The sequence below is a fragment of the Legionella sp. W05-934-2 genome, from assembly GCF_964199965.1.
Taxonomy (GTDB): domain Bacteria; phylum Pseudomonadota; class Gammaproteobacteria; order Legionellales; family Legionellaceae; genus JAFIFT01.
Genome location: NZ_CAXMZT010000003.1, coordinates 96,478 through 121,953, shown reverse-complemented (window position 1 = coordinate 121,953; position 25,476 = coordinate 96,478). Strand labels below are relative to the sequence as shown.

The following is a 25,476-nucleotide window of genomic DNA, read 5'->3' as shown; positions in this document are numbered from 1 at the left end:
ACCTATCTTTTTCTATAAGGCAAAGCGATCAGCATTTACGAAAAAACTCTATCCCTTCTCTATCTGTAGTTTTTTGGAAGGCACAGTGTGTTCGGTAACGCAGACGGTGACGCAAACGTTCACGTAAAAATCAATCGATGCTTCTTACGTAGGCACTGTGTTATTATGATTTTTGGAGTTAAGGAAAACAATGGTAGAATAGAAAATCTCTTTAAGCTCGTTGTTATTTTTATTGACAATTGATAAATAGAAATACAACATCGTACTTCTTATCTAAGAACCATGATTTAGGTAAATTTATGTTAAGCGTGATGATAATCACAAAAAATGAGGCCAAGAATATTGAACGTTGCTTACGATCGGTTGCCTTTGCTGATGAAATTGTGGTTCTGGACTCCGGAAGTGTGGATAACACAGTGGCGTTGGCTAAACAGTTTACTGAAAACGTGTTTGAAACCGATTGGCCAGGCTATGGTAAGCAAAAGCAGCGAGCGCTCGATCACTGCAAAGGGGATTGGATATTAAACTTAGACGCGGATGAATGCGTGAGTGCTGAATTACAGTCAGTCATTCTTGCAAGTCTCAAAGAGGATAATCAAGATGCGTATCGTATTCCGGTTATCATGCATTTTTATGGAAAACCTCTCCCCCATTGTTCGAGCCCAACCCGGCATGCAAGGTTATTTAAGCGACAAGGGGCACGTTTTAGTGACGACATAGTTCATGAAAAAATTATTTTGCCAGCAGGAAGCCGCGTTGGGCAACTGAAAGCACCGATTTTGCATCAATCTTTTCAAGATATTTCCCATGTGTTATCCAAGATCAATCGGTATTCATCCTATAGTGCCAAAATACGCCTAGATAATAATAAAAGAGGAAATTTATTCATCACGTTTGTGAAATCAATGTGGATGTTTACCCGCTGTTACATCCTACAACGTGGCTTTTTGGATGGAAAATCAGGATTATTGTTTGCCATTTTTAATGCCCAAGGTACTTTTTATCGAGGGATCAAACAATTGTATCCGGATGCGGATAAAGATTGTCTTCCCGATTAAATCCAGGGTTAACACCATTAGAAAGACAACTTTAATCGCTGCCAGTAGCGGCTATATAACGCTAAAGTTTGACTGGGTAAATCACGCTGAACGATAGCTTTTCCTAATACTTCTTTGTCAGGATAAATCAAAGAATTATTGCGAATGGCGTTCGGTAGCAGCGCTTTGGCTTTCTCATTGGTTATGGCATGGCCTCCCTCAAGGGCGATGGAAGCCCCGGACTCTGGAGCCAGTAAAAAATTGATGAACGCATAGGCCTCCTCAAGATGCGGCGCATTTTTGGGAATGGCTAAGCTATCCACCCACATGACAAAGCCGTCTTCAGGGAATTGAAACGCAATGGGCGCATTTTCTGCTAACGCTTTGCCAACATCCCCATTCCAGGCCATGCCCGCCTGAGCGTCTTCATCAATGATGATAGCTTGGATATTATCGCTGGCAAAAAGTTTTATATTGGGTCTTAATTGGAGTAGCGCTTGAAAAGCTTGTTCAACATGAGTGGGATCGCTGTCATTGGCCGAATACCCTTTCGCTAATAACGCCATCGAAAAGACTTCTCTGGCATCATCTAATAAAACAAGTTGATGTTTCCATCGAGGCTGCCAAAAGTCTTTCCATCGTTTTGGTGGATTGGCAATATGTTTCGGGTAGAACATGCCTGTAATACCCCAAATTAAGGGCATGCTATAATGATTGCCTTTATCGTAAGTGAGTTTCGTGAAGGGCGAGGTCAAATTGGCGTAATTTGGGATTTTTTTATGCGCTAGTGGATGCAACATCCCTTGGCGTTTCATGCGCTCTACATAATAGGCTGAAGGGACAATAACATCATACGTTCCTATCCCTCCCGCCTTTAATTTGGCGTAGAGTGTTTCGTTGTTATCATACGTTGAAAAATTCACTTGAATATTTGTTTTTTGTTCAAATGCACGAATGACACTGGCAGGAATTTCTCCACCCCAGGCATAAACGTTGACGACTTTGTTTGCATGAGCCGGCATCAGGAAAATAAAGCATAGAATTTGCAGCAGTTTTTTCATAATTCTCGTTGGTAATAATATTGGGAAATAAGGACCAAGAGCATTGAAAAGCCCAAAGTGAATGCACACAACGCATTTAATTCTGGGGTAACCCCACTTCGCACTAAGGAAAAAATCGTTAGAGGAAGAATGGAAAAATCGGGTCCAGCAATAAAATAGGAGACAATCACATCATCAAAAGAGAGGGTAAAACATAATAACAGCGCGCTAATGATGGATGGTGAGAGCAAAGGAATCATAATCTTACTGACGGCGCCCCAATGGCTGGCACCTAAATCGAGGGCACTGTCATAAATATTTTTATCCAAGGTTTTCAAGCGCGTATTGATTGTCAGCACAACAAAAGGTAAACAAAAAGTAATATGTGCGATCAGTAGACTGACAAAGCCCAGTTTAAGATGCATAAATTGAAAAAAGATTAAAAGCGCTACACCAAAAACAATATCAGGAATGATAACCATCATAATCAATAAGGTATTCAGTAACCGTGGTTGGTATCGGGTTCTAGCAAAACAATGAATGCTGCTAAATAATCCAATCATGGTCGTTATGATAGCGGTGACCGTACCGAGAAGAACCGAATGAAACAACGCGCTCCAAAGGCTTCGGTCTTCCATCAAGATGCGATACCAATGAAAAGAAAATCCCTGCCACTGTAAGGAGTATTTTGCCTGGTTAAAAGAAAATAATATCAGTACGACAATCGGCAGATAGAGCAGCATTAGGATGATGCTTAGATAGGTTTTTCTCACAGCATCACCGCCTTGTTATTGCGTTTAAAAAGGCTTAACAAACCGATTAATACGACAGTGAGGGCAACGCTTGTAGCAGCCCCTTGCGGCCAGTTTTGAGTTAACAAAAATTGATCCTGAATTAAATTACCTAACAAAACGGTGCGAGCGCCCCCTAATATATTGGGGATATAAAATAATGTCATGGCTGGTAAGCTGACTAATAGGCTACCTGCAATAATACCAGGAATGGTATTGGGTAGAAATACGCGGCTAAATACCTGCCAGCGATTGGCGCCTAAGTCACGAGCAGCGTCGATTAATTGAAAGTCAAATCGTTCCATTTGGGTATATATAGGGAGTACCATGAATGGGAATAGCGTGTAGATTAAACCAATGATAACGGCCGTCTGAGAGTATAATAATGACATGGGTTTTTCGATAATATGTAACGTCATGAACCAGTGGTTAATTAGGCCCTTGTATTTTAGTAACGCAATCAATGCGTAAGTGCGGATGAGGGAACTGGTCCAAAAGGGAATGATGATTAGGACGAGTAGTAATGATTGATGCCGGCTCTTAATCATGGCATAGGCAAAAGGATATGCCAAAATCAAACAGCCAACGGTTGCAATCAGTGCCATGATAATTGAACGAATAAACACTTTGCCTAATAGTGGGTCCAATAGAGCAAAATAAGCTTGCAATGTCAACGGCGTGGTTGCCAGATGTTGTTCGCTGGTGGTTAGAAAACTGGTTATAAGAACCAACAACATCGGTGTTAAGGCGAAAAGGATTAACCAACTGTATAAGCCAATCATTGCTAAGGATTTACGCTTCATGAGGCAATAACACCTCCCATCCAGGTAGCCAATGCACCCAAACTGACTCATTCAAGGTATATTCCAAATCTTCATCATCTTCATCAAAAAACTCAGAAGCATTGATAACCATCCCAGAAGGTAGCTTTACCTTCAAATCAACCGTTGATCCTTTGTAAACGATATCCATGATTCGTCCAGCAATCATGCCTTGGGTATCTTCAACCTCCATTTGATTATATACGCGAATATCTTCTGGGCGAATGATTAAATGCAACTTTGTGTTGGTTGGGTAGATTTGTTTACTCAAACAAGAGATGGTCTCGTTTTCCACTTTCACTTGATGATTCTGCCCGTTGTTGGATGCTATCGTCACGTCAAAAATATTTGCCTCCCCAATAAAATTAGCCACAAATAAATTTTGGGGTGTTTCATAGACTTCTCTTGGGGTGCCGATTTGTTCAATATGGCCGTCATTTAGTACAACAATTCTATCGGACATGGACAAGGCTTCTTCTTGATCGTGGGTGACAAAAATGAACGTCATGCCCAGCTTTTTTTGCAATTGGGTTAACTCATATTGCATCGATTTTCGAAGTTGATAATCGAGCGAGCTTAATGGTTCATCTAAGAGTAATACTTGTGGCTGATTGATAATAGCCCTAGCAATGGCAACGCGTTGCTGTTGGCCCCCGCTGAGTTGGCTGATAGGTCGGTGGGTTAAATGGGTTAATTGAACCAATCGAAGGGCCTCCTCAACGCGTTCATTCACTTCATTTTCGGGTAATTTTTGGCAATGTAAGGCAAATGCAACATTGTTAAAGACGTCAAAATGAGGAAATAGCGCATAACTTTGAAAAACAGTATGCACATTGCGTTGCTGAGGGGGCAAATGATTAATGCAAAACCCATTGATATGGATGGTTCCTTCATCGGGCGTATCAAATCCGGAAATAAGCCTTAGGAGGGTGGTTTTTCCGCAACCTGATGGGCCAAGCAAGGTCAAGAATTCACCGTCTTTGATGCTTAAATCGATACCGTTAAGTACTGTCTGATCATCATAATGTTTAACCAGATTTTTTATCTCAATAAGGGGTATTGCCATGTCATGTGGGCGCTGAGGAAAAATCTAGATTATGCAGCTTTTGTCATGATTTGTCTAGGGACGTTGCCTAATTTAGCAACGTCCATTAAACGTGGTTTTTGTGAACCTGCCCTAGATAGTCCCCTGAGGCTTTTTCATGAATACGCGGGAGCACATTTCTGATACCCCCCCATTATTGCAGATAACCATCCCTTTGGGAGAAATTTTTAAGACACCGCCTTGCCAAACACAGCATCCCTCAACATTTTGCACATCCATGACCGCATGTCTGGTACAGTAGCAGCTTGAATAGCCCCCGTAATTGCAAACATAACGTCCTGCAGAACTATCGCAATAGCTAATTCCCCCTTGGCCTTTACAACACGTATCACCTTTACCGCAATCTCGAGGGCATTGACTGGCACTACCTGAGCCAAAACAGGCGTATACATTGCTTGTTAGACAGATTAACATAAGAAATGGGAGTATTTTTTTCATGGTGAGCACTTATTTTTAGTTCCCTTAATTTAACTATAGGATATCGCTGAAAAACGTCAAACCAGGGCAGAAGCTATCCGATATACTGAAACCCAAAAGAGAAAGTTAAATTGCTTCATTGTCGTTTTTTTGACTCGCCAGGTACGGGTATGTAAACAAACTGCTAAAATTTTACTAAACTTAAAGTACTAAAATAATTAGAGAACTTTGCATGAGGCCGCATTTTTATCAAGGTCTTTTAAAATTTTGTATTTGGATGGGGTGTTTATTCGTTTTTTTATGGACACCTTATTGTCTTGCTGAGACGATCTTAGATACTCAGTCTCCATTGGGTTTTATCCGAGAACATGCCGGCATCATTATCACGGTATTATTAGTTTTATTAATTGTTATTTTGTTACTATTGGTTAAAAGTCGGCGATTGCAAAAAGCCCTTTGGGAAAAAAACCAAATATTAATAAATGCCAGTCAGACAATTACGAGTTACTTTGACGTCGTTGATAAAAATATTTTATCAATTAGTCTCGATCTAAACGGGATTATTACCTATGTTTCAAGCTGCTTTATTCAACGGTATCATTATCAAAAGCATGACTTAATTGGCAAGCCTTATCAAATACTTTTTAATGAAAACAATGGCGCAACCCTACAGAGTTTGAGCCAGGCAATTACTCACAAAAATGATTGGGAAGGGGAGCTGTTATTGATGGTAAATGACGAGGGTTCGGTTTGGGCTGAGATTAGTTTGGATGTCGTTATGAGTGAGCAGGATGGTGAGCCCAATGGTTATACGCTGATATTTAATGATATTACCAACCAAAAATTGATTCGTCACATATCAGAAACAGATTCTTTAACAGGCATTTATAATCGTTATCGAATTGATACCATCCTGGATCACGAGCTAAATCGGCAAAAGCGCTACTGCCATAACTTGGCAGTGGGTATGATTGATCTTGATTACTTTAAGCCTATCAATGACACTCATGGTCATTTGGTTGGGGATGACGTGTTAATCAAATTTGTTGAAATTATTAAAAGCAATATTCGCAAAGTGGATATTTTTGGCCGTTGGGGCGGAGAAGAGTTCATCATTATCTTTCCTGAAACCAATCTTGACCAAGCCTATCAGACGTGTGAAAAATTGCGAAAAGCAATTATCGACTCAGAATTTCCTCAAGGCGTGTCATTGACAGCTAGCTTTGGCATAACGGAATGTGAGGAGGATGATTCGATTGATGCGATTATTCATCGGGCTGATCAAGCGTTATATCAAGCCAAGAAAAACGGTAGAAATTGTACCAAAATTGCAGATTAACCCTGCTCTGAGCACATTCTTGAGCGAATTTGGACGAAAATAAACTGACCAATTAGCTTACTTTCCTAACCATCCTGGTTTAAAAAACAGATTCTATCCCAACGATGTTTTGCTTACCCACCGTGGCTTTGCTTTTCACGAATTTCAGCTAATGTTTTACAATCAATGCATAGGGTTGCTGTTGGGCGGGCTTCAAGTCGCCGCAGACCAATTTCGATTCCACAGGCTTCACAATAGCCGAAATCATCCTCATAAAGTCGCTCTAATGCATCTTCAATTTTCTTAATGAGTTTCCTTTCACGGTCTCGAGTACGCAGTTCTAAGCTAAACTCCTCTTCTTGAGTGGCTCTGTCAGAAGGATCAGGAAAATTTGCTGCTTCATCTTTCATATGGGTAACGGTGCGATCAACTTCTTCCATAAGGGACTGCCGCCAGGCAAGGAGTATTTTTTCAATATGAGCTTTTTGCTGTTCACTCATGTATTCTTCATTGGCACCAGGCTTATATTCAGGAATGTCTATTTCTTTGGTAGTGTCATTTTTCACGGTGATATCACTCTCAATTTATGGATAAAAGTTGGTTTGGGCATTACTGCCTCCCAAGGCGCAAGATTCTACCTGCAAATTACCCAGTTGACAATTATCAATTAATAGATATAGCAAAATTACTAAAATCTAGCAACTCTAAAACACACAACCCACAGGATATCCTAAAAAATAGAATAGTGATAGCGCGTGTATGCAAAATGATCTAAGATATTCCCTAGTTACTTCAAAATACGAGTTGATGCTATCCATTTTTCTGCCTATAAATCGTTTAAAAGGTCGCCATAGGGCTTTTCAATTACGTGCTTTTAAATGATTTAAGGAAAATAATTGAGTAGCCTAGCAACGAGAGTTTTGACGTAAATTGGGTATATACAGCATCTTTCAAGGAGGAATTGATGAAGGCTTATTTATATTCACATTGGGCAGACAGCTGTCTATTTATGGCGCTTGCCCTGACCGTGATGCTACTTTCCTATTTACCAATAACACCGCTCGTCTTATTCCTGATTTGGTTTCAATTCCCCGTATATCTGGTTCATCAGTTTGAAGAACATTTCTATCCAGGTCATTTTAGAGAGTTTATTAATAAAGAAATTTTTAACAGCCCTTATCCCGATTCTCCCTTAACCCCGAGTGCTGTGTTTTGGATAAATACAATCGTTATTTGGTGCTTATTTCCCTTATGCGCTGTTCTAGCACAAAACATATCGCTATCCTTTGGCATATTATTACCTGTTTTTGGCTTATTTAATGCAACACTCCATATCATCATGTTTGTCGTAAAAAAACGATATAATCCAGGACTTATCGTCAGCGCATTCGTTAATTATCCGACAGGGATTTATACGCTCTGGGTACTTGCTGCAGAAGGAGTCATGACCACTACTAATGTATCTATCGCACTGCTAGTCACCATTATATTGCACTTATTGATAATTATTATGGTGAAATTTCCTAGAGCAAATCTAAGCAAGGATGTTGAGAAGGCTGACCCAGTTGCTTAAGGCGAGTCCATATTCTGGCTCTAGCAAATGGAAAGAGGACACGCCCTAGATTAACATTTATTTCTGGCCGATTGAAATTCTATCGTGGCCAGCGTGATCTTCCCAGCAATTGACTTGGCGATAGCCGTTATCGATAAGCTGCTGATTTATTGGCATTTTTTGGTCGTATCCATGTTCAATCAAGAGCCATCCATCGGGCTTAAGGAATGGTTTGGCCTTTGCAATAATTTCCATCACCGCATCCAGGCCGCCTGGACCGCTTATCAAGGCTAAGCTCGGTTCATAGCGAATGGACGATTGCAAGTGCGGATCGGCCTCGGGGATATAGGGTGGGTTAGTGACAATGAGATCAAAGCATGGTTTTGGTTCGAAGGCATCAAGCCAATTGGCATTAACAAGATGCACCTGTTTGAATTGATAATGATGTTGGTTTTGTTGGGCAACATTTAAAGCATTTTTACTTAAGTCAACGGCGAATATAACAGCATCCGGCCGCTCACTTGCCAATGCTAATGCAATAGCGCCACTGCCTGTTCCCAGATCAGCAATCACCGGATTATCGATTGAGTGAATTTTCTCAAGCCCCATTGTCACTAACATTTCTGTTTCTGGTCTTGGGATAAGCGTGTGCTCATTCACAGCAATGTCTAAGTTCCAGAAGGCTTGCTTACCGGTTAAATAGGCAACAGGATAGCCTGTTTTTCTTTTCTCAATCAGCTGTGTGTATAATACAATCGGGGCTTCTTCAATCAACGCTTCTGAATGGGCATATAAATACACGCGAGAATGTTTCAAAACATGGCAAAGCAATACCTCTGCATCGATATTGGCCGAGTCGCTGTGCTCAGATAAGGTCGTTTTCCCCCAACGTAAAAGCTGCTTAATGCTCGTCATGTTTGCCTAATTCGGCTAATAGTTCGGCATGGTGCTCTTTTTGCAAGGCATTAATGACAGGATGCAGCTCGCCAGCAATGATATCTTCGAGTTGATATAGGGTTAGATTGATGCGGTGATCCGTTAACCGGCCTTGAGGGAAATTATAGGTACGAATTCGTTCCGATCGATCGCCTCTTCCCACCTGTAATTTTCGTGTTTGTGCTTGTTCAGCTTCTTGTTTACTTCGTTCGGCATCCAGAAGCCTTGTTTGCAAAAGAGACAGTGCTTTTGCTTTGTTTTTGTGCTGAGAGCGCTCATCTTGGCATTCAACCACAGTGCCAGTCGGGATATGGGTGATACGAATGGCGGAATCCGTTTTATTCACATGCTGGCCACCCGCGCCTGATGCACGATAGGTATCAATGCGAAGATCGTCTGGGTTTAGGGTAATTTCATCAATCGCTTCGACTTCAGGTAAAACAGCAACGGTACATGCAGACGTATGGACACGCCCTTGAGATTCGGTTTCTGGCACACGTTGTACGCGGTGCGCGCCGGATTCAAATTTTAACTGACCATACACATCGCGACCACTGATACGGGCAATGACTTCTTTAAAGCCCCCATGTTCACCATAATTTGCTGAAACCATTTCTACTTGCCAGCCTTGTTGCTCAGCATAGCGGCAATACATCCGGAACAAATCGCCGGCAAAAATAGCTGCTTCGTCCCCGCCAGTGCCTGCTCGAACTTCTAAATAGATGTCTCGTTCATCATCGGGGTCTTTCGGAATTAAGAGAAACTCTAAGCTCTCTGATAAGTCGACCAGTTTCTTTTCAGCACTGAATAATTCTTCCTTGGCTAATAAAGCTATCTCCGCATCGTCGCTTTCCATTAACGTGTTCAATTCTTCGATGGATTTTTTTTCTTCACTATAAGCTTGGTAGCTTTGAGCTATCGGCTCAAGCTGGGCATATTCTTTCGATAATTGTTTAAATTTCTGCTGATCCGAGATAACGTCAGGTTGCGATAATAACTGGCCAACTTCGGAATAACGTTCAAAAAGTTGCTCGAGTCGATGCTCAAGAGATTTCTTCATGGGAGTTTGATTTGGTTGAAGGTTTAAATAAATAGTTTGCTAAATCAAGTAATTCTGTTTTACCTTCCCAAGCGGCTTGGCGCATTCCGACGGTGGGTTGGTGTACGAGTTTATTGACAAGTCGATGTTTGAAGCTGTTCATCACAGACGCCGTGTCTTCACCTGAGGCTATGAGCTTTAAGGCGCGTTGTAACTCAAGTTCTGCCAGGGAATCCATGTGTTGGCGGTAGTCAATAATCATGTCACTTGCGCGTAACGAACGATGCCAACGAATATATTGTTCAACTTCTAATTCGATGAGCTGTTCTGCAGCAACAGCGCATGTACGCCTTGCTTCCATGCCATCTTCAATAATTTTTTCTAAATCGTCGATGTTATACAAATGCGCATTGTTAAGAAGACCTACTTCCGGCTCAATATCGCGAGGAACCGCTAAATCAAGTAAAAACATTGGCCGATTGTTTCTTAGGGTTAACGCATTTTTAATGAGAGAAGGATTGATAAAGGGCATCGGGCAGGCGGTAGCGGTCACAACAACATCGGCTTGATGCATGACGGTAGGAATGTCACCAATGTTGATAGCTTGGGCATCGACAGCAAGTGCTAACTTATGTGCATTTTCAGGGGTGCGACTGGCGATCATAAATTTGGCAACACCTGACTCTTGTAGATATTTAGCAACCAGCCGCGACGTTTCTCCGGAGCCGATTAACAACACATTAATCGTTTGTAAGTCGGAAAAAGTTTGGTTAATGAGCTGGACTGCCGCATAAGCGACAGATATTGGATTGGTGCCAATACCGCTTTGATTGCGAATCCGTTTACTTGCTGAAAAGATATATTCAAATTTATTGCGTAATTGGTGTTTCACAGTGCCCATTTGACAGGCGTGTTGGTAGGCTTGCTTCATTTGTCCTAAAATTTGTGGCTCACCAAGCATCATGGAGTCAAGTCCGCTAGCAACCCGCAGCGTATGCCGAATCGCATTATCCTGTTGATGGAGGTATAAGTAGGGTTTTAAAGTAGGCGCAGGAAGGTCATGTTGTCTTGCTAACCATTGTGATAGGAGACCTGGCTTTTCAATTTCACAATAGATTTCGGTTCTGTTGCAGGTAGAAAGGACGGCTGCTTCATGTACTCCCTCACAAGACATGAGATCCACTAAAAATCGATCTTCATTCGCCGGAAGGGTAGCAACTTGTTCACGAATTTCTATGGGAGCGGTTTTATGATTCAGACCGAGTGCAACATACACCATGTTTAATTGTTTATCTTTTTTTACAGTAGCTTAATTCTAGCGTATTTTTATTTAAATCGGTAGTTTTTTTATCGTGGCACGGATTTGTTCCATTAAGTGACTTGTACTATAGTTTTAGTAGCAGGACTTATGAAAAACTCCCAATCTCTTCGTTAAAAAAAGTTTTAATTCGGTCATTTAGTTAATCTAAACTTCCTCATTAAAAACTTTTTTTGCCTCGACCTTGGGGTTTTTCATAAGTCCTGAGTAGCGCAATACCGCGACAAATGTATAAAACCAGCTCAGTTCGTTTAAGGGCAATGGCAAAAATAATATGGATAAAATTAGAAAGTTATTAACAGGATGTTTGCTGACACTGGTAACGACAATTCCAATTCATGCCAAAACTATGGCATCGCCCGCTGATTTTGAGTCGGTTGCCTTTGACCCCGTCAAAGCAAATAAACAATTTGACACGATATCCTTATCTTTAACCTCACCGAAGCTCAGTATTAGAAAATTAAGCCAAGCCATTGAGCAATTGGAAATATTATCGGAAGAAGCACAAGACTGTGTGGACGATTCATCGACTAAAATCAAAGAAATCGATGAGCATCTTAAAGCCATTTTAGGAAGTGAAGGGGATGGGCGTGACAAAGAAAACACACCTCTCATCAAACCGGATGAAAGTCACTCGCGGGTGGATTCACAATATCTAAATCAGCAGAAAAAAAAATTAATCGATATTGAGGCGAAATGTCGGCTGTTTCAAATCCGTGCGGGGGAAGCATTAACCGCTTACCGTAATACGGAGTTGTCAATGCAACAAAAAATCACCTTCACGCGGGGTCTTCCAATATTTAAACGGGTGGAGATGGTCCACCGAGATATTCAAAATTTATCGACGCCTAAGTATCGGAAACCCATTATACCATGGGGATGGGTGAATATGGCGATATTTGTCTTAGCCATTGTGATGATTGTTTTTGGCATTGTTTATGGATTGCGAGAAAGTCTTAAAACCTATGTTAAACGTCGTTCAATCGGGTTGACCCAAGTAGTTCTTGGCTCGATAGCTTTGTCGCTTTTTACTTTGTGGCTAATGAATTATAAGCCATTTATGGACGGCACAGATAATATGTTTTTCCAGAGTCTTTTGACCCATGTGTTATTTGTCGTGTTGGCATTACTTTTGACGCAGTTTTTATTCGCTATCCGGCGCTTTGATATTGGCTTGAAATGGTATGGGTTTGATCCGGGGTATTCAAGCACCCTCACGCAAGTCATTATTTTAATTTCGGGTATTCATTTGGTTGGCAATAGCGTTTTGACGCTTTTTGAATCAGGCCAATACCTGAAACAATTTTTTGATAGCATTATGATGATGCTCTCGTTATTGGCGACGACTTATTTCACTTATCAATTTTACCTCAATCACCAACGGTTCTTTGCGAATGGTACCCAATTTACCTATATTTACCGCTTAATATGGTTGATTGTGTTTACGCTAATAGCCTTCGATTTATTTGGGTTTTATATCCTAGCAGTGGATGCATCCGATATTTTCTTTTCGCTTTTACTGGTTGGTGGATTGAGTTTGGTGGTGTTAAAAGGATTTGGACAAGCCTATCATTTCCTAAATTATTCCCCGCGATCCCAAGCCTATTTAAAGCGTTACTTTGGCTATTCGTCAACGCCGCCGTATTTTGAGCTTGCTTTACTAAAGGTCATTATTCAAATTAGCATTGCTATTTCGTTACTGTATTTGTTTGCCTATTTGATCGGGGAAGCAAGTTATTTCATTGATTATTTCCTGGATTATATTTTCCAAGGATTTGTCGTCGCAAGTTACACATTTAAACCGCTCCATTGGCTGATTGGCATTCTAGTATTTTGCATGATCGTCATTATTTCGCGCTATATTTCGCGTCACTATAGTTTAAAAACAATCCATGGGGAAGAAGAAGATACTCAGGTTGCTCTTGCGTCACTGATTTTATATATCGGTTTTACCATGGCGGTCATCATGGGATTACTCGTTTCTGGTTTCAGTTTTACAAGTCTTGCTATCATCGCAGGGGCGCTCTCAGTTGGTATTGGTTTAGGGTTGCAATCGATTGTGAACAATTTTTTCTCTGGGTTAATTTTGTTGATTGAAAAGCCAATTAAAGTGGGTGATCGAATTGCCATAGGGGATGTGGAAGGATTTGTCAAAAAGGTCCGAGTCCGATCAACGCAAATTGAAACCCCTTCAAAAGAAGATATTATTGTGCCTAACTCGGATCTTATCACCCAACAAGTGACCAACTTTATGTTTACCAATCACACATGGCGTGTCAAATGCACTGTGGGCGTTGCTTATGGTAGCGACACAGAACTGGTGAAAAATGTCTTATTAGATGTCGCAAAAAATCATAAAGATGTGTTGGATTCAAGGGGGAATAAGCCCATGGTATTATTCCAATCATTTGGTGATAGCGCACTCGTGTTTGAGCTTTGGTGCATGATTAATAATGTCAATAAAAAATTCGTTGTCACCAGCGATCTGAATTTTGCGATTGATAAAGCTTTCCGTGCCCACAACATTGTCATCGCCTTCCCACAAAGGGATGTTCATATTAAATACGAGCCTCCGCCTGCCAATGCCCCTGAATAAGTCCTGAGGATTTATTTGGGCAATTGACGCTTGAGATTTTCGATTTGATCCAGTAAGTCCAGGATAAGCGCAGCCCCTGCGGTATTAACGCCTAGGTCACGATTGAGTCGAATCACTTTGCGGATTCGATAGATTTCGATGCTGGTAAATACCAATTCACGTTGGCTTCTTTGTTCGCCCTGGACAATACCTAATTCGATCATTTCATCGATTAACTGAGTTGGTACTCCCAATGACTGGCTCAGTGCTGTGGTGCTAATGTATACCCATTCATCTTGCATCGATTACTCCATTCCAGCGCGAGGGTTATAAGCCTGCGCATCTCGTAGTTGTTCATATGCCTTTTTCGCTTCCGAGGATACTTTCTTGGGCATGGCAATTTGGAAACGAACAATTTGATCGCCTGCAGGATTGCCGGGCAGTCCGCGACCTTTTAGTCTCATCTGTTGCCCGTTTTGAGTGTTTTCAGGGCACTTCATGGCGACCTTACCTCCCAGGGTTTGTATTTCAATCTTGCTGCCTAACGCGGCTTCCCAAGGGGCGATGGGAACATCCAATAAAATGTTTTTTCCTTCGACATGGTATAAGCGATGGGGAAGCAGGTGTACTTCAATGTATAAATCACCGGCATGGCCGTTTGCAGATTCGTGGCCTTGCCCTTTCAAGCGAATCTGTTGGCCATCTAAAATCCCTTTGGGGATGTTCACTTTCACGGTTTTGGTTTTCGAGCTTACGCCGCCTCGGGCATCCAGGGTGGGGATGTGTAATTGCAACATCTTCTCCGCGCCCAGGTAGCTATCTTCTAGACTAATGTCTAAGCGGGTATGAATATCTTGGCCTTGGTTCAAATCGGCTTCAAAGCCAAATCCACGCTGACGTTGTCGCCCTTGACCAAACATTTGGTTTAAGAATTCAGCAAAATCAGCTTCACTATGGCTATGTTGGTAGGTTGACTGTTGGCTTTGACCTCGCTGCCTGGCTTGTTCTGCTTGGGCAGCATTTTTCCACTCTCGACCAAATTGATCGTATTGCGCTCTTTTTTCAGGATCCTTAAGAACTTCATAGGCTTCACCAACCGCTTTGAATTTTGCTTCAGCATCCGATTCTTGACTAACGTCAGGGTGATATTTTCGAGCTAATTTACGATAAGCCCGTTTAATGTCATCCTGTGTGGCGTCTTTTGAGACGCCCATTATTTGATAATAGTCCGTAAAAGCCATAAGGTCAGTCTCTAGTATTCTTTATATTCTGGCACCCACATCGTTTCATTGATGGCATGTTGTATTTGTGCTTCATCCATTGAATGGATATGACCCTCTTTTATACCTTGTTTAATTACCGCTTCAGCGATATGACGAGAGACTTCTCGAATAGTATGAAGCTCGGGCAAAAGCCGTCCTTTCCCAGTCATCACCGCCGGTGCTAAATCACTTAAGGCTAAGGCAGCGGCCATCATCATCGTGTTTGTCACGCGTTTTGCTTGGCTTGCAACAACGGCTAGACCCATGCCTGGAAAAATATAGGCATTATTGCATTGTGCGATAGGTATTGTCTGCGAGCCAATGGTGACGGGATCAAACGGGCTGCCCGTTGCGACGAGTGCTTTGCCATTTGTCCAGGTTAAAATATCCTTCGGAACTGCTTCAGCTCTTGAGGTAGGATTGGATAATGGAAACACAATGGGATGGGGTTGATGTTTTGCCATGGTCTTTATCACATCTTCAGTGAACAAGCCTGGCACGCCTGAAACGCCCAGCAAAACGCCAGGCTTCGCTTTATCAACGACATCAAGTAAGCTCATTTCTTGACTGGGATCGAAATCCAGTTGTTTAAGATGCTCAACATCCTGAGCCAGCAGCTGTTGGAAGGGCATTAGGTCAGACATCTTATTATGGACTAAGCCATGTCTATCAACCATAAAGAAATGTTGGCGAGCTTCTTCGGGGCTTAGGCCTTGATTTACCATCACTTGGACTAACTGTTCTGCGATTCCACAACCAGCTGAACCCGCGCCTACCACGCAGACATTCATCTCTTTTAACGGGACATTTGCAACGCGAGTCGCTGCAACAATCGCTGCAACACTAACTGCTGCAGTACCTTGTATGTCATCGTTGAATGTGCAGAGCTTATCTTGGTATTTTTTTAACAAGGGATAGGCGTGCTGTTGGGCAAAATCCTCAAACTGTAAAAGGGCATGGGGGAAATGTGTTTTAACACCTTGTACAAATTGATCAACAAATTTATCATATTCTTCGCCAGTTACCCGTTTATGCCGCCATCCCAAATATTCAGGACAATCTAACCGTGCTTGATTATTGGTACCGACGTCTAAAATGATTGGCAAGGTTAACGAGGGATTAATGCCTCCACACGCAATATAAAGGGATAATTTGCCAATGGGAATGCCCATCCCGCCGGCACCTTGATCACCAAGGCCTAAAATTCGCTCACCGTCCGTCACAACGATGACTCTGACATCCATGCGCGCCGCTGTGGCCGCTAAAATCGAGTCTAAATGTGCTCTATCTGGATAGGCAAGAAATAAGCCACGGGGTTTACGGTAAATATGGTGAAACAATTCACACGCATCACCCACGGTTGGGGTGTAAATAATGGGCATCATCTCTTCTAGATGATCTTGAATTAATCGATAAAATAACGTCTCATTTGTGTCCTGAAGGGCTCTTAAATAGATGTGTTTTTGCAGATCCGACACTTTCTCGCCAAACGCTTCATAGCTTCGCTGCACTTGTTCATCCAGCGATTCAATGTGCGGTGGAAGTAACCCATTGAGTTCTAGTAAATTGCGTTCTTCTTGGGTGAATGCAGTACCTTTATTGAGCAAGGGGTCTCGAAGAATGACGTGGCCGTGGTTTGCAATCATTTTAGGCATGATATTTCCTTATAGATGATATACTTAAGATCATAGCCAAATTTTCTAAAAATGCCACTATTCACTTTGAAGAATGAATATACCCGTGTTCATTCAAAATGCAACACATCAAAATACTCATTTCGATTCAGCAACCCCTCATCCCCCCGTTGGGTGCCTTCTCCCCATGTCTGGGGAGAAGGGAAAATGAAAGAAGGCCCAGGCATGAAAAGTTAATGGGTTCGATTGACAGCAAACATCGCAAGATCAATCAGTGCCCTTTTATGATGACTATCCGGCAAAACTAACAGTGTATTGATAGCTGTATCAATTTCGCTTCGCGCATAATCAAGCGTATATTGGATAGCGTTTGTTGCTTCCAAGGCTTCTTGAATTGCTGACAAGTTTTCAACTTGCCCGAGTTTTAGGCTTTCCTCGATTAATTCACGATGGGCAGGGGTGCCCGTACGGTAGGCATGGATTAAAGGCATGGTGGCCTTTCCATCTGCTAAATCGTCCCCAATATTTTTACCAAGTTGTTGTGAGTCCGCGCAATAATCTAAGGCATCATCGACCATTTGAAACGCATTACCAAGATGCAATCCGTATTCATACATCGCCCGTTCAATCGCAGGGGGTTGTTGGCTAATCAATGCACCGATGCAAGCCGATGCGGCAAATAAAACGGAGGTCTTTGACTTGATGATGTCAAAATAGGTATCAAGCTCTAGATTTGGGTTGTTCCGATAGACTAGTTGTTTCACTTCACCACGGGTAATTTCATGGGACGATGAGGCCATCAATTTAAGAACGGATTGCACACCGGTATCTACCATGAGTTTGACGGACTGAGTGAATAGATAGTCCCCGACTAAAATGCTAGCTTTACTCCCCCATATTTCATTTGCGGTTTCTTGACCACGTCTTAAAGTCGACTCATCGACAACATCATCATGGAGCAGGGTGGCAGTATGAAAAAATTCAACCATGGCGGCAAGGGGAATATGATACCCGCCTTTATAATTGCAGGCATGGGCAGATAGGAGCACGATTAATGGACGTAATCGTTTTCCGCCACTGCTAATGATGTGATTGGATAGATCATCAATCAGCCCAATTTGTGATTGAAGATTATTGATAATTAGTGTATTCACAGCGTCAAAATCTTCACTGACTAAAGCACGGATGCTATCAATGGTCATTTGCAAGCCTCTTTGGTACAGGTAAGCATAATGATGCCATGCTACGGTGGTGGCACTAGCTTGTCAAGATCGATGTCTTAGAGGACTAATGAAAAACGCTCAATCTTTTTGTTAAAAAGCGTTTTTAATTCGGTCATTTAGTTAATCTAAATTCCTGGAATTGGAAGGGTGCTTAAAATGATATTCGTGTAGTCAGAAGGTTCAGAAATGAGCTATATTTATATAATAAACCGGCTAAAATCCTGGATTATTATATGGAAATCCTATCAATTTTTGGGGATAAACCTAAATTATTTAAATTAACGCCTAATATTAAATCGTATGCCAAACTTTCTGCTATTCCATTAGAGTCTAAGGCAATCATTGTTAGCCAACCTAAGGATAATAATTGGTTAGAGCCGCTACAATCCATTCGTGCACAAACGGCTTTTCAATTAATTCCCGTATTTTATTTAGGCGATATTGAACTAGATTGGCAAGAATCTCTTTACGATGGTCCCGCGGATGAATCAATGTACCGCATGATAGAACAGATATACGAGAGGATAGACCGATTGCATTATAGTTATTCTGGAAGCCTATCCGCGGAGTGCCTATTATTAAGTTATCTATTTACCCGACCGAATAAACGAATCCACGGTTTGATAGAACATATTACCCCGCAAATATTCTATTATCCGTTAGTTGAAATGTTACTGAGTAAGGAAAAAATAGTCGATATTTGGCAATTTCTTCAGGATTTAGTGGTGAGAGATTTACTGGTGACAGGACAACTGATCGATGAAATTCAAACCTGTTCTTCTTGTAATTCAGGGTTTTTAAATATTAAACATTGCTGTCCAAGCTGCCAGTCGATTGACATCAAAGATCAACAATTTGTGCACTGCTATTTATGTGGAAACATTGCGCCTGTCCCGGAGTTTTTACGTGAGGAGCGATTAATTTGTACCCGATGCCACGCCCGTCTAATAAACATTGGGATTGACTACGATAAACCTAAGCAAGATAAAATGTGTCATGCATGTGGCCATTTCTTTTCTCAGTCCGAGTTAATTTTAACTTGTCTAGTTTGTCATCGAAGTGCGCATGCCAATGATCTCATGACGCGTCATTTATACGATTACATGATAACCACGCGTGGACAACAAGTGGTCTGTGGTTTAGATAGGGATTTGTATCGTTCCTTTGAGCAGCAATTTAGGGTAGTTGACTATCAATCCTTTATGTCAATGGTCAGTTGGTTCAGCAAGTTGTGTCAACGCTATGAAACCATCTATTTTGCACTACTGCAAATTAAGCTTCTGAATGATTTTGATTTGATGGATTCTGAGAGCTTTACTAAGCATGACAAATCGATGGGACTGTTATTTACCCATCTTCGCGAAGTGATTCGCAAAAGTGACTTGTCAGCAAGAGACGATAATAATTTCTTCTTCTTACTACCCATGGCAGATGAGCAAGGCTTAGAAAATACGATAAAGCGGGTAAAGAAATTTATTTCCAAAAATGAAGTTAACCATCAGAAAGGGACGCTCAATTTTACACTCAGCAGTTTTACCTCAAAAGAAATCTTAAGCAACATGCTTGATGCAGACATGATTATCGCTGAAATTCAAGCAAAAATGGCGCAAAATACGATTAACTTATCAATTACTAGTTAGGCGTGTCCTCATTCCATTAATAGGCTGCAAATCTGCCTAATTGGCATCAAAATAACTTTGAATTCGTTAAATAGAATGATCTATTCGCCTCATTCAAAGTCATTTTGGCGCTCAATTATTCACATTTTCGCTTCAATTAATGAAATGAGGACACGCCCTTGGGTTACGACAGCGATTAGGTTAGATTATGCGGATGAATCCATCCTAAAATATAAGCGATAAACAGAAATAAAAATAATGCGAGTGATAAGCCAATTCGCCAACTTAATGCTTTAACGGTGCGTTTGCTTTGCCCAGCGTCATGCACAAGGTAATATAACCCGCTACCTAGGGCGAATAAAATCACAAACATGACAATAATCACAAATAATTTCGTCAAGAAGGGCTCCTTAAGACGGAATGGAATGAGAAACGCCCTAGTAAAGCACATTTCAAGATATTGATCAAACCTGTCCAGCGGAAAGGGGACTAGGTCATGGTAACTAGCTCTTCGGCGCTGGTTGGGTGAATAGCAACGGTGTTGTCGAAATCTGCTTTTGTTGCCCCCATTTTGATAGCGACACCAAACCCTTGCAGAATTTCGTCCACTTGGTAGCCAATCATGTGTAATCCGACTACTTTCTCAGTTTGGCCAACGGTTATCATCTTCATTAAAGTGGGAGTTTTGTGCTCACTTAGTGCATCAAATAAAGGATTGAATCGGGTTTGATAAATGGTTACCGCATCTTGCCCATATTGCTCAATGGCCTGTTTTTCTGTTAATCCCACAGTTCCAATGGGGGGATGAGAAAAGACAACGGAACAAATGTTGTGATAATCTAATTGAGCATGGGCCTGCTGCCCAAACAGCCTATCCATGAGTCGACGGCCAGCTGCTATAGCGACAGGGGTTAACGCTGGCGCATTGGTTACATCGCCAATGGCATAAATACCCTTGATATTGGTATTTTGTTTCTCGTCAACAATCACTAAATGATGCTCATCCAGAGCGATGCCAACAGATTCAGCATGGATACTTTTGCTATTAGGGGTTCTGCCAATTGCGAATATCACTTCATCGCAATCCGTAACAACCGTTTTATCATGACATATGACACCCTTAAGGCCTTCAGGGGTTAACTCAACAGCGGTGACTTGGTGATTGGCATGAAAGTTAACGCCTTGTTCTGTCATAATCGCTTGAAGTTGTTGGCCGATGCTTAAATCAAAGCGGCTTAACGGGCAACTGCCACGCATGATGATGTGCACTTCCGTTCCCAACGTGTTAAGTACGCCGGCGATCTCAATGCCGATATATCCGCTACCAACGATGGCTACTTTCTTCGGTTGTTTGCTGAGTGCGAAAAAGCCATCTGAGCTGATGGCATGTTCAATTCCTTTCATGTCTGCTGGCATGGTAGGATGACCACCGGTGGCAATTAGAATATGATCGGCAGTATAAGTGTGGTTTTCGACTTGGATGTCGTTGGCAGAGAGAAATTGACCATAGCCTTGGATTAAAGTCAATTTGTCATGGTCAAAGCGCTTTGCATAAATACTCCGTAGTCGCTGGATGTAAGCTTCCCGATTTTCGACTAAATTTGACCAATTGAGAGAAACTGGCATTGGGGAGAAGCCGTAATCGGGGGCTTTGTGTGCATACTCGGCTATGATGGCTGCGTTATACATGACTTTTTTGGGAACACAGCCTAAATTAACACATGTTCCGCCAAGGAAAGAGGGTTCAATTAACCCCACAGTCGCACCATACTGTGCGGCCCTTGTGGCAGCGGCCATTCCGCCACTGCCACCACCCAGGACGAGTAAATCAAATTTCACGATGATGTTCCCTACTTAATCTTCATTATCTTCACTGATTGATTCTTTATAGTTGCACCCTTCTTTGGGGCATATCAACTGCTTCCCGGAGCGTTTCGTTTCTTTGATGGTTAAAATAGGCCATGCGCATTGTGGACAAGGTTTATCGACTGGTTCATTCCATAAGGCGTATTTGCAATTGGGGTAGCCTCCACAAGAATAGAACAGCTTACCACGTCTTGATTTTCGTTGCAGAATCGTGTTTTTGTAACAAGATGGGCAAGTAACACCGGTGTCATTGGGTTTTTCTAATGGCTCAATATAGGTACAATTCGGATAGTTGCTGCATCCAACAAATTTGCCATATTTTCCGGTTTTGATTTGCAATGGGTGTTGACACTGAGGACATTGGCGATCGGGCAAAATTTCAGTTTGTTGTTCACTCTCACCTTCTGGGCTTAAGTTTTTGGTGAAATCGCAGTCAGGATACCCGGTGCAGCCAATAAATCGTCCACGTTTTCCTAAGCGAATCGCTAATATTTTACCGCATTTTGGACAGGGCTCATCCAGGTTTTCGGTCGTGACATCTTTGCGCTGGACTTGTTCATCGGTTTGCTCAATTTTTTGGATAAAAGGAGACCAAAACTCTTCTAAAACAGGTATCCAGTCACGCTCTCCTCTTGAAATGGCATCGAGTTTATCTTCGAGTTGCGCGGTGAATTGATAGTCAACATATTGTGTAAAATAATTGGTTAAAAATCGATTGACAATGCGACCCACATCAGTCGGAATAAACCGCTTTTTATCAACAATAACATACTCTCTTTGTTGCAGCGTATGAATGATAGTGGCATAAGTCGATGGTCTGCCAATATCACACTCTTCAAGGGCTTTAACCAGCGTTGCTTCAGAGTATCGGGGAGGCGGCTCTGTGAAATGTTGACTTGCATCGATTCCCAAGAGTTTGACTGGCTGCTTTTCAGTTAACGTGGGTAATAGTCCAGTCTCCGATTCCTCTTTGCTGTCATCCCGGCCTTCTTCATACACATCCAAAAATCCGGGAAACACAATGGAAGAACCATTGGCCCTAAAAATGCCTAGGTCACCACAAAGCATGTCCACTGCCACTGTATCTAATATGGCATCCTCCATCTGACTTGCTAGGGTTCGCTGCCAAATAAGCGTATAGAGCTTCAGTTGATCCACATTGAGCGATTGTTTTAGAATCGTTGGTGTTTGTTGGATGGATGTTGGGCGAATTGCTTCATGGGCTTCTTGCGCATTTTTGGATTTCGTTTTATACAATCTCGGCTCATCAGGCAAGTGTGCTTTGCTATAGCGCTTGCTGATGTGCTGGCGAATATCATCAATGGCTTCTTTGGATAAACTAACAGAGTCTGTCCTCATGTAAGAGATCAAACCAACCGTACCACTGCCAATGTCAATTCCCTCATAGAGTTGTTGAGCGACCATCATGGTTTTTCGAGCGGTGAATCCAAGCTTTCTCGCTGCTTCTTGTTGGAGGGTAGAGGTAATGAAAGGAGGAGATGGTCGGCGCTTTCTTTGTTTCTTTTCAATGGTATCGACAACTAATTGGCCGTTGGCGGCTTTTAGCAGGAGATCGCGCACGTTTTCAGCTTCATCTTGCTGGCAGATAGAAAATTGCTTTAATTTTTCACCTTTATATTGAGTCAGGCGCGCTTCAAAATCGATATTGCTTTCGTGACAACGAGCGATGACTTTCCAGTATTCTTCGGCCTTAAATTTTTCAATTTCTTCTTCACGCTCAACAATTAAACGCAAGGCGGGGCTTTGCACGCGGCCGGCGGATAATCCTCGGCGAATTTTTTTCCACAGTAAGGGCGATAAATTAAAGCCGACTAGATAATCCAGGGCTCTTCTCGCTTGTTGTGCATTGACCAAATCCATGGAAATAGCACGAGGATGATCAATCGCCTCTTGGATAGCAGATTTCGTGATTTCGTTAAAGAAAATCCGCTGGACGGTTTTATTTTGCAGCAATTTTTTATTTTCCATCAACTTAAATATATGCCAAGAAATCGCTTCCCCTTCGCGGTCCGGGTCAGTTGCGAGTAAAAGACTGTCCGATTGTTTTAACGCTTTGGCAATGCTATCGATATGCCGCACATTTCGATCAATGGGGATGTAAGTCATGGCAAAATCATGCTCGGGGTCAACCGACCCTTTTTTCGCGGGTAAATCACGGACATGGCCATAGGAGGCTAGAACCTGATAGTCTTTGCCTAAATATTTTTGAATGGTTTTTGCTTTAGCAGGTGATTCGACAACTACCAAATGTTTAGTCATACCAACAAACCTTAAATTTTATTGAATTGAAACTTGGTCTTCTTTTTGATATAGCACAAGATCAAGAAAGGCGAGTTGATGATCGGATAATTCTTCGCGAATAAAATCGCGCACAAACCACTTCGTTTCGCCCAGAGAAATTACTTTCGACCCGGATATTAATAGATGATTAATAACCATTTCAACATAGTCGGGAGAAAAAATACCCATCTTGTGGAGTCGAACGAGGAATTGATGACTTGCTTTGGTAAAACGCATGAGCTCTTCGGGCGTGTATACTCGAGTAGAGGTGGGGTTAGCTTCCTTAATGACGACAACGGGATTTTCATCTTCTTTGGCCGGTTCCACATTATCTTGCGACAAAGTAGGCGGTTGAATATCAACGAATTCCGCGAAATCTTTAAACTGTTGTTTAAACAACAACATTAAGTCGTTAAATAATTGAGTTTTCATTATCGTATTAACACCTTATATAGCCCCCAGGGACTGACTTGACTAGACCCATCACTTCTAAACTGGCTAATCCACACGTGACAAGGTCAAGGGACAGACCGCTTCTCTGACATAACGTATCCACGTCAGCAACATCAAAACCTAGGCACTTTACAAGGTTTTCTTGGGTTTTGGCAAGCTTAATAAAGGGTTCCTTTACATTTTTTTGATAAGGCTTAGTTGGTAAATTGAGTTCTTCGATAATATCTTGCACAGTTGTAACCAATCTTGCACCTTGCTGTAGTAAATAATGGCATCCTTTGGATGTTGGATTTTTAAGCGAGCCAGGTATTGCTAAAACATCCCTATTTTGCTCCAAAGCATATCTTGCTGTTATCAGCGAGCCACTTTTTAATGCTGCCTCAACAACCAAAGTGGAAATTGCTAAACCACTTATTATACGATTTCTTTGGGGGAAATGTCTAGCCTGTGGCGGTTTTTTTAAAGGAAATTCACTAATAATCAAGCCAATTTTTTCAATTTCTTTGGCAAGCTGTCGATGACGAGCAGGATAAATCCTATCTATTCCCGTTGCCATCACGGCGATTGTTTTGCCTTGATTTGCCATGCATCCACTATGTGCTTGACCATCTATACCTAATGCCAGTCCACTGGCGATGACGATATTTAATCCAGCTAGTTCATAAGCAAACTTCCAAGCATACTCTTCACCATGGATGGATGGTTTACGGCTGCCAACAATAGCAATGCACGGATGGTTAAGGGAATTGAGATCGCCTTTGGCATAAATGACAGGAGGTGGTGAGTCAATTTCTTTTAACAAGGGAGGGTAGGCGTCATCATCCCACGTCAGAAGGTGGTTATTCGGGTGTGTTGCCCAGGTATAGTCTTCCTCAACTAAGTTGAAGTCAAATTGGGAAATAGCATGGGCAATCCGACTTGGAAGCCCCCAAGCTTCCAATTGGTGGGGCTTATAACGAAACACGGATGCCAAATGATCCAAATTGGCTTGTAAAATTTGGATGCGTTTGGGACCCATTCCTTCAATGCGATTTAACGCAAGCAACGTTGTTTTCATATCCATAGCGATTGAACTTTTCCTTTGAGGTTGTCTCTATTAGGACTTACGCCCCCCCCCAATCTCTTCGTTAAAAAAGTTATTAATTCGGTCATTTAGTTAATCTAAACTC

Annotated in this window: 23 protein-coding genes; 5 read left to right on the top strand and 18 right to left on the bottom strand. The window is 41.9% G+C overall.

Features of this window, described 5'->3' with window-relative positions; all coding sequences use genetic code 11:
* Positions 1 to 299: 299 nt before the first annotated feature.
* Positions 300 to 1,058, top strand: coding sequence for a glycosyltransferase family 2 protein (locus AB3348_RS04145; RefSeq protein WP_367606301.1), 759 nt, complete (start codon positions 300 to 302; stop codon positions 1,056 to 1,058).
* A 17-nt stretch (positions 1,059 to 1,075) separates the two neighbouring features.
* Here AB3348_RS04145 and AB3348_RS04140 read toward each other — a convergent pair whose 3' ends face one another.
* The 5 genes from AB3348_RS04140 to AB3348_RS04120 form a co-directional block, all read right to left on the bottom strand.
* Positions 1,076 to 2,098 (bottom strand): PotD/PotF family extracellular solute-binding protein, encoded by a 1,023-nt coding sequence (locus AB3348_RS04140; protein ID WP_367606300.1) that lies wholly within the window; start codon positions 2,096 to 2,098, stop codon positions 1,076 to 1,078.
* Positions 2,095 to 2,850 (bottom strand): ABC transporter permease subunit, encoded by a 756-nt coding sequence (locus tag AB3348_RS04135; RefSeq protein ID WP_367606298.1) that lies wholly within the window; start codon positions 2,848 to 2,850, stop codon positions 2,095 to 2,097. The genes AB3348_RS04140 and AB3348_RS04135 overlap by 4 nt, the downstream gene beginning before the upstream one ends.
* Complete coding sequence (locus AB3348_RS04130) at positions 2,847 to 3,671, bottom strand: ABC transporter permease (protein WP_367606297.1); 825 nt, start codon at positions 3,669 to 3,671, stop codon at positions 2,847 to 2,849. Before AB3348_RS04130 ends, AB3348_RS04135 begins: the two co-directional genes overlap by 4 nt.
* Entirely contained in the window at positions 3,661 to 4,755 is a 1,095-nt protein-coding gene (gene potA, locus AB3348_RS04125; protein ID WP_367606296.1) for a spermidine/putrescine ABC transporter ATP-binding protein PotA, read from the bottom strand. The genes AB3348_RS04130 and potA overlap by 11 nt, the downstream gene beginning before the upstream one ends.
* A 111-nt stretch (positions 4,756 to 4,866) precedes the next feature.
* Positions 4,867 to 5,232: a neurogenic locus notch gene (locus tag AB3348_RS04120; protein WP_367606294.1), complete on the bottom strand. Its 366-nt coding sequence runs from the start codon at positions 5,230 to 5,232 to the stop codon at positions 4,867 to 4,869.
* Between the two features lie 211 nt (positions 5,233 to 5,443).
* Between AB3348_RS04120 and AB3348_RS04115 the strand changes: the two genes are divergently transcribed.
* Positions 5,444 to 6,550, top strand: a complete 1,107-nt coding sequence (locus AB3348_RS04115) for a diguanylate cyclase (protein WP_367606293.1) — start codon at positions 5,444 to 5,446, stop codon at positions 6,548 to 6,550.
* A 113-nt stretch (positions 6,551 to 6,663) separates the two neighbouring features.
* Here the strand turns inward: AB3348_RS04115 and dksA are convergent, their stop codons facing one another.
* On the bottom strand, positions 6,664 to 7,095 hold the full coding sequence (gene dksA, locus AB3348_RS04110; protein ID WP_367606291.1) for an RNA polymerase-binding protein DksA: 432 nt from the start codon (positions 7,093 to 7,095) through the stop codon (positions 6,664 to 6,666).
* Positions 7,096 to 7,493: 398 nt separating this feature from the next.
* Between dksA and AB3348_RS04105 the strand changes: the two genes are divergently transcribed.
* Positions 7,494 to 8,102, top strand: coding sequence for an HXXEE domain-containing protein (locus AB3348_RS04105; RefSeq protein ID WP_367606290.1), 609 nt, complete (start codon positions 7,494 to 7,496; stop codon positions 8,100 to 8,102).
* Between the two features lie 57 nt (positions 8,103 to 8,159).
* On the opposite strand, the gene prmC is transcribed toward AB3348_RS04105, so the two are convergent.
* Genes prmC through hemA form a run of 3 tightly spaced genes read right to left on the bottom strand, consistent with a single transcriptional unit; the run spans position 8,160 to position 11,335 of the window.
* Positions 8,160 to 8,996: a peptide chain release factor N(5)-glutamine methyltransferase gene (gene prmC, locus AB3348_RS04100; protein WP_367606289.1), complete on the bottom strand. Its 837-nt coding sequence runs from the start codon at positions 8,994 to 8,996 to the stop codon at positions 8,160 to 8,162.
* The gene (prfA, locus tag AB3348_RS04095) at positions 8,983 to 10,077 is read right to left on the bottom strand and encodes a peptide chain release factor 1 (protein ID WP_367606288.1); all 1,095 of its coding nucleotides are present in this window, start codon (positions 10,075 to 10,077) and stop codon (positions 8,983 to 8,985) included. The genes prmC and prfA overlap by 14 nt, the downstream gene beginning before the upstream one ends.
* A complete protein-coding gene (hemA, locus tag AB3348_RS04090) occupies positions 10,061 to 11,335 on the bottom strand; it encodes a glutamyl-tRNA reductase (RefSeq protein ID WP_367606287.1) in 1,275 nt (424 codons plus the stop codon). Before hemA ends, prfA begins: the two co-directional genes overlap by 17 nt.
* Before the next feature lie 313 nt (positions 11,336 to 11,648).
* On the opposite strand from hemA, the gene AB3348_RS04085 reads away from it, so the two are divergent.
* Positions 11,649 to 13,970: a mechanosensitive ion channel family protein gene (locus AB3348_RS04085; RefSeq protein WP_367606286.1), complete on the top strand. Its 2,322-nt coding sequence runs from the start codon at positions 11,649 to 11,651 to the stop codon at positions 13,968 to 13,970.
* Between the two features lie 11 nt (positions 13,971 to 13,981).
* Here AB3348_RS04085 and AB3348_RS04080 read toward each other — a convergent pair whose 3' ends face one another.
* The 4 genes from AB3348_RS04080 to AB3348_RS04065 all read right to left on the bottom strand — a co-directional run bounded on the left by AB3348_RS04080 (position 13,982) and on the right by AB3348_RS04065 (position 18,047).
* Positions 13,982 to 14,251, bottom strand: coding sequence for a chaperone modulator CbpM (locus AB3348_RS04080; protein WP_367606285.1), 270 nt, complete (start codon positions 14,249 to 14,251; stop codon positions 13,982 to 13,984).
* A gap of 3 nt (positions 14,252 to 14,254) precedes the next feature.
* A complete protein-coding gene (locus tag AB3348_RS04075; protein WP_367606284.1) occupies positions 14,255 to 15,190 on the bottom strand; it encodes a DnaJ C-terminal domain-containing protein in 936 nt (311 codons plus the stop codon).
* 11 nt (positions 15,191 to 15,201) lie between these two features.
* Complete coding sequence (locus AB3348_RS04070) at positions 15,202 to 16,866, bottom strand: NAD-dependent malic enzyme (RefSeq protein WP_367606283.1); 1,665 nt, start codon at positions 16,864 to 16,866, stop codon at positions 15,202 to 15,204.
* A 212-nt stretch (positions 16,867 to 17,078) separates the two neighbouring features.
* On the bottom strand, positions 17,079 to 18,047 hold the full coding sequence (locus AB3348_RS04065; protein WP_367606281.1) for a polyprenyl synthetase family protein: 969 nt from the start codon (positions 18,045 to 18,047) through the stop codon (positions 17,079 to 17,081).
* Between the two features lie 254 nt (positions 18,048 to 18,301).
* Here AB3348_RS04065 and AB3348_RS04060 point away from each other — a divergent pair, with 254 nt between their 5' ends.
* A complete protein-coding gene (locus AB3348_RS04060) occupies positions 18,302 to 19,708 on the top strand; it encodes a hypothetical protein (protein ID WP_367606280.1) in 1,407 nt (468 codons plus the stop codon).
* Positions 19,709 to 19,883: 175 nt separating this feature from the next.
* On the opposite strand, the gene AB3348_RS04055 is transcribed toward AB3348_RS04060, so the two are convergent.
* The 5 genes from AB3348_RS04055 to dprA form a co-directional block, all read right to left on the bottom strand.
* Complete coding sequence (locus tag AB3348_RS04055; RefSeq protein WP_367606279.1) at positions 19,884 to 20,087, bottom strand: twin transmembrane helix small protein; 204 nt, start codon at positions 20,085 to 20,087, stop codon at positions 19,884 to 19,886.
* An 89-nt stretch (positions 20,088 to 20,176) separates the two neighbouring features.
* Entirely contained in the window at positions 20,177 to 21,532 is a 1,356-nt protein-coding gene (gene gorA / locus AB3348_RS04050; protein WP_367606531.1) for a glutathione-disulfide reductase, read from the bottom strand.
* 9 nt (positions 21,533 to 21,541) lie between these two features.
* Positions 21,542 to 23,833, bottom strand: a complete 2,292-nt coding sequence (gene topA / locus AB3348_RS04045; RefSeq protein ID WP_367606278.1) for a type I DNA topoisomerase — start codon at positions 23,831 to 23,833, stop codon at positions 21,542 to 21,544.
* 18 nt (positions 23,834 to 23,851) lie between these two features.
* Entirely contained in the window at positions 23,852 to 24,286 is a 435-nt protein-coding gene (locus AB3348_RS04040) for a DUF494 family protein (RefSeq protein ID WP_367606277.1), read from the bottom strand.
* 7 nt (positions 24,287 to 24,293) lie between these two features.
* The gene (dprA, locus tag AB3348_RS04035) at positions 24,294 to 25,370 is read right to left on the bottom strand and encodes a DNA-processing protein DprA (protein WP_367606275.1); all 1,077 of its coding nucleotides are present in this window, start codon (positions 25,368 to 25,370) and stop codon (positions 24,294 to 24,296) included.
* Positions 25,371 to 25,476: the final 106 nt, after the last annotated feature.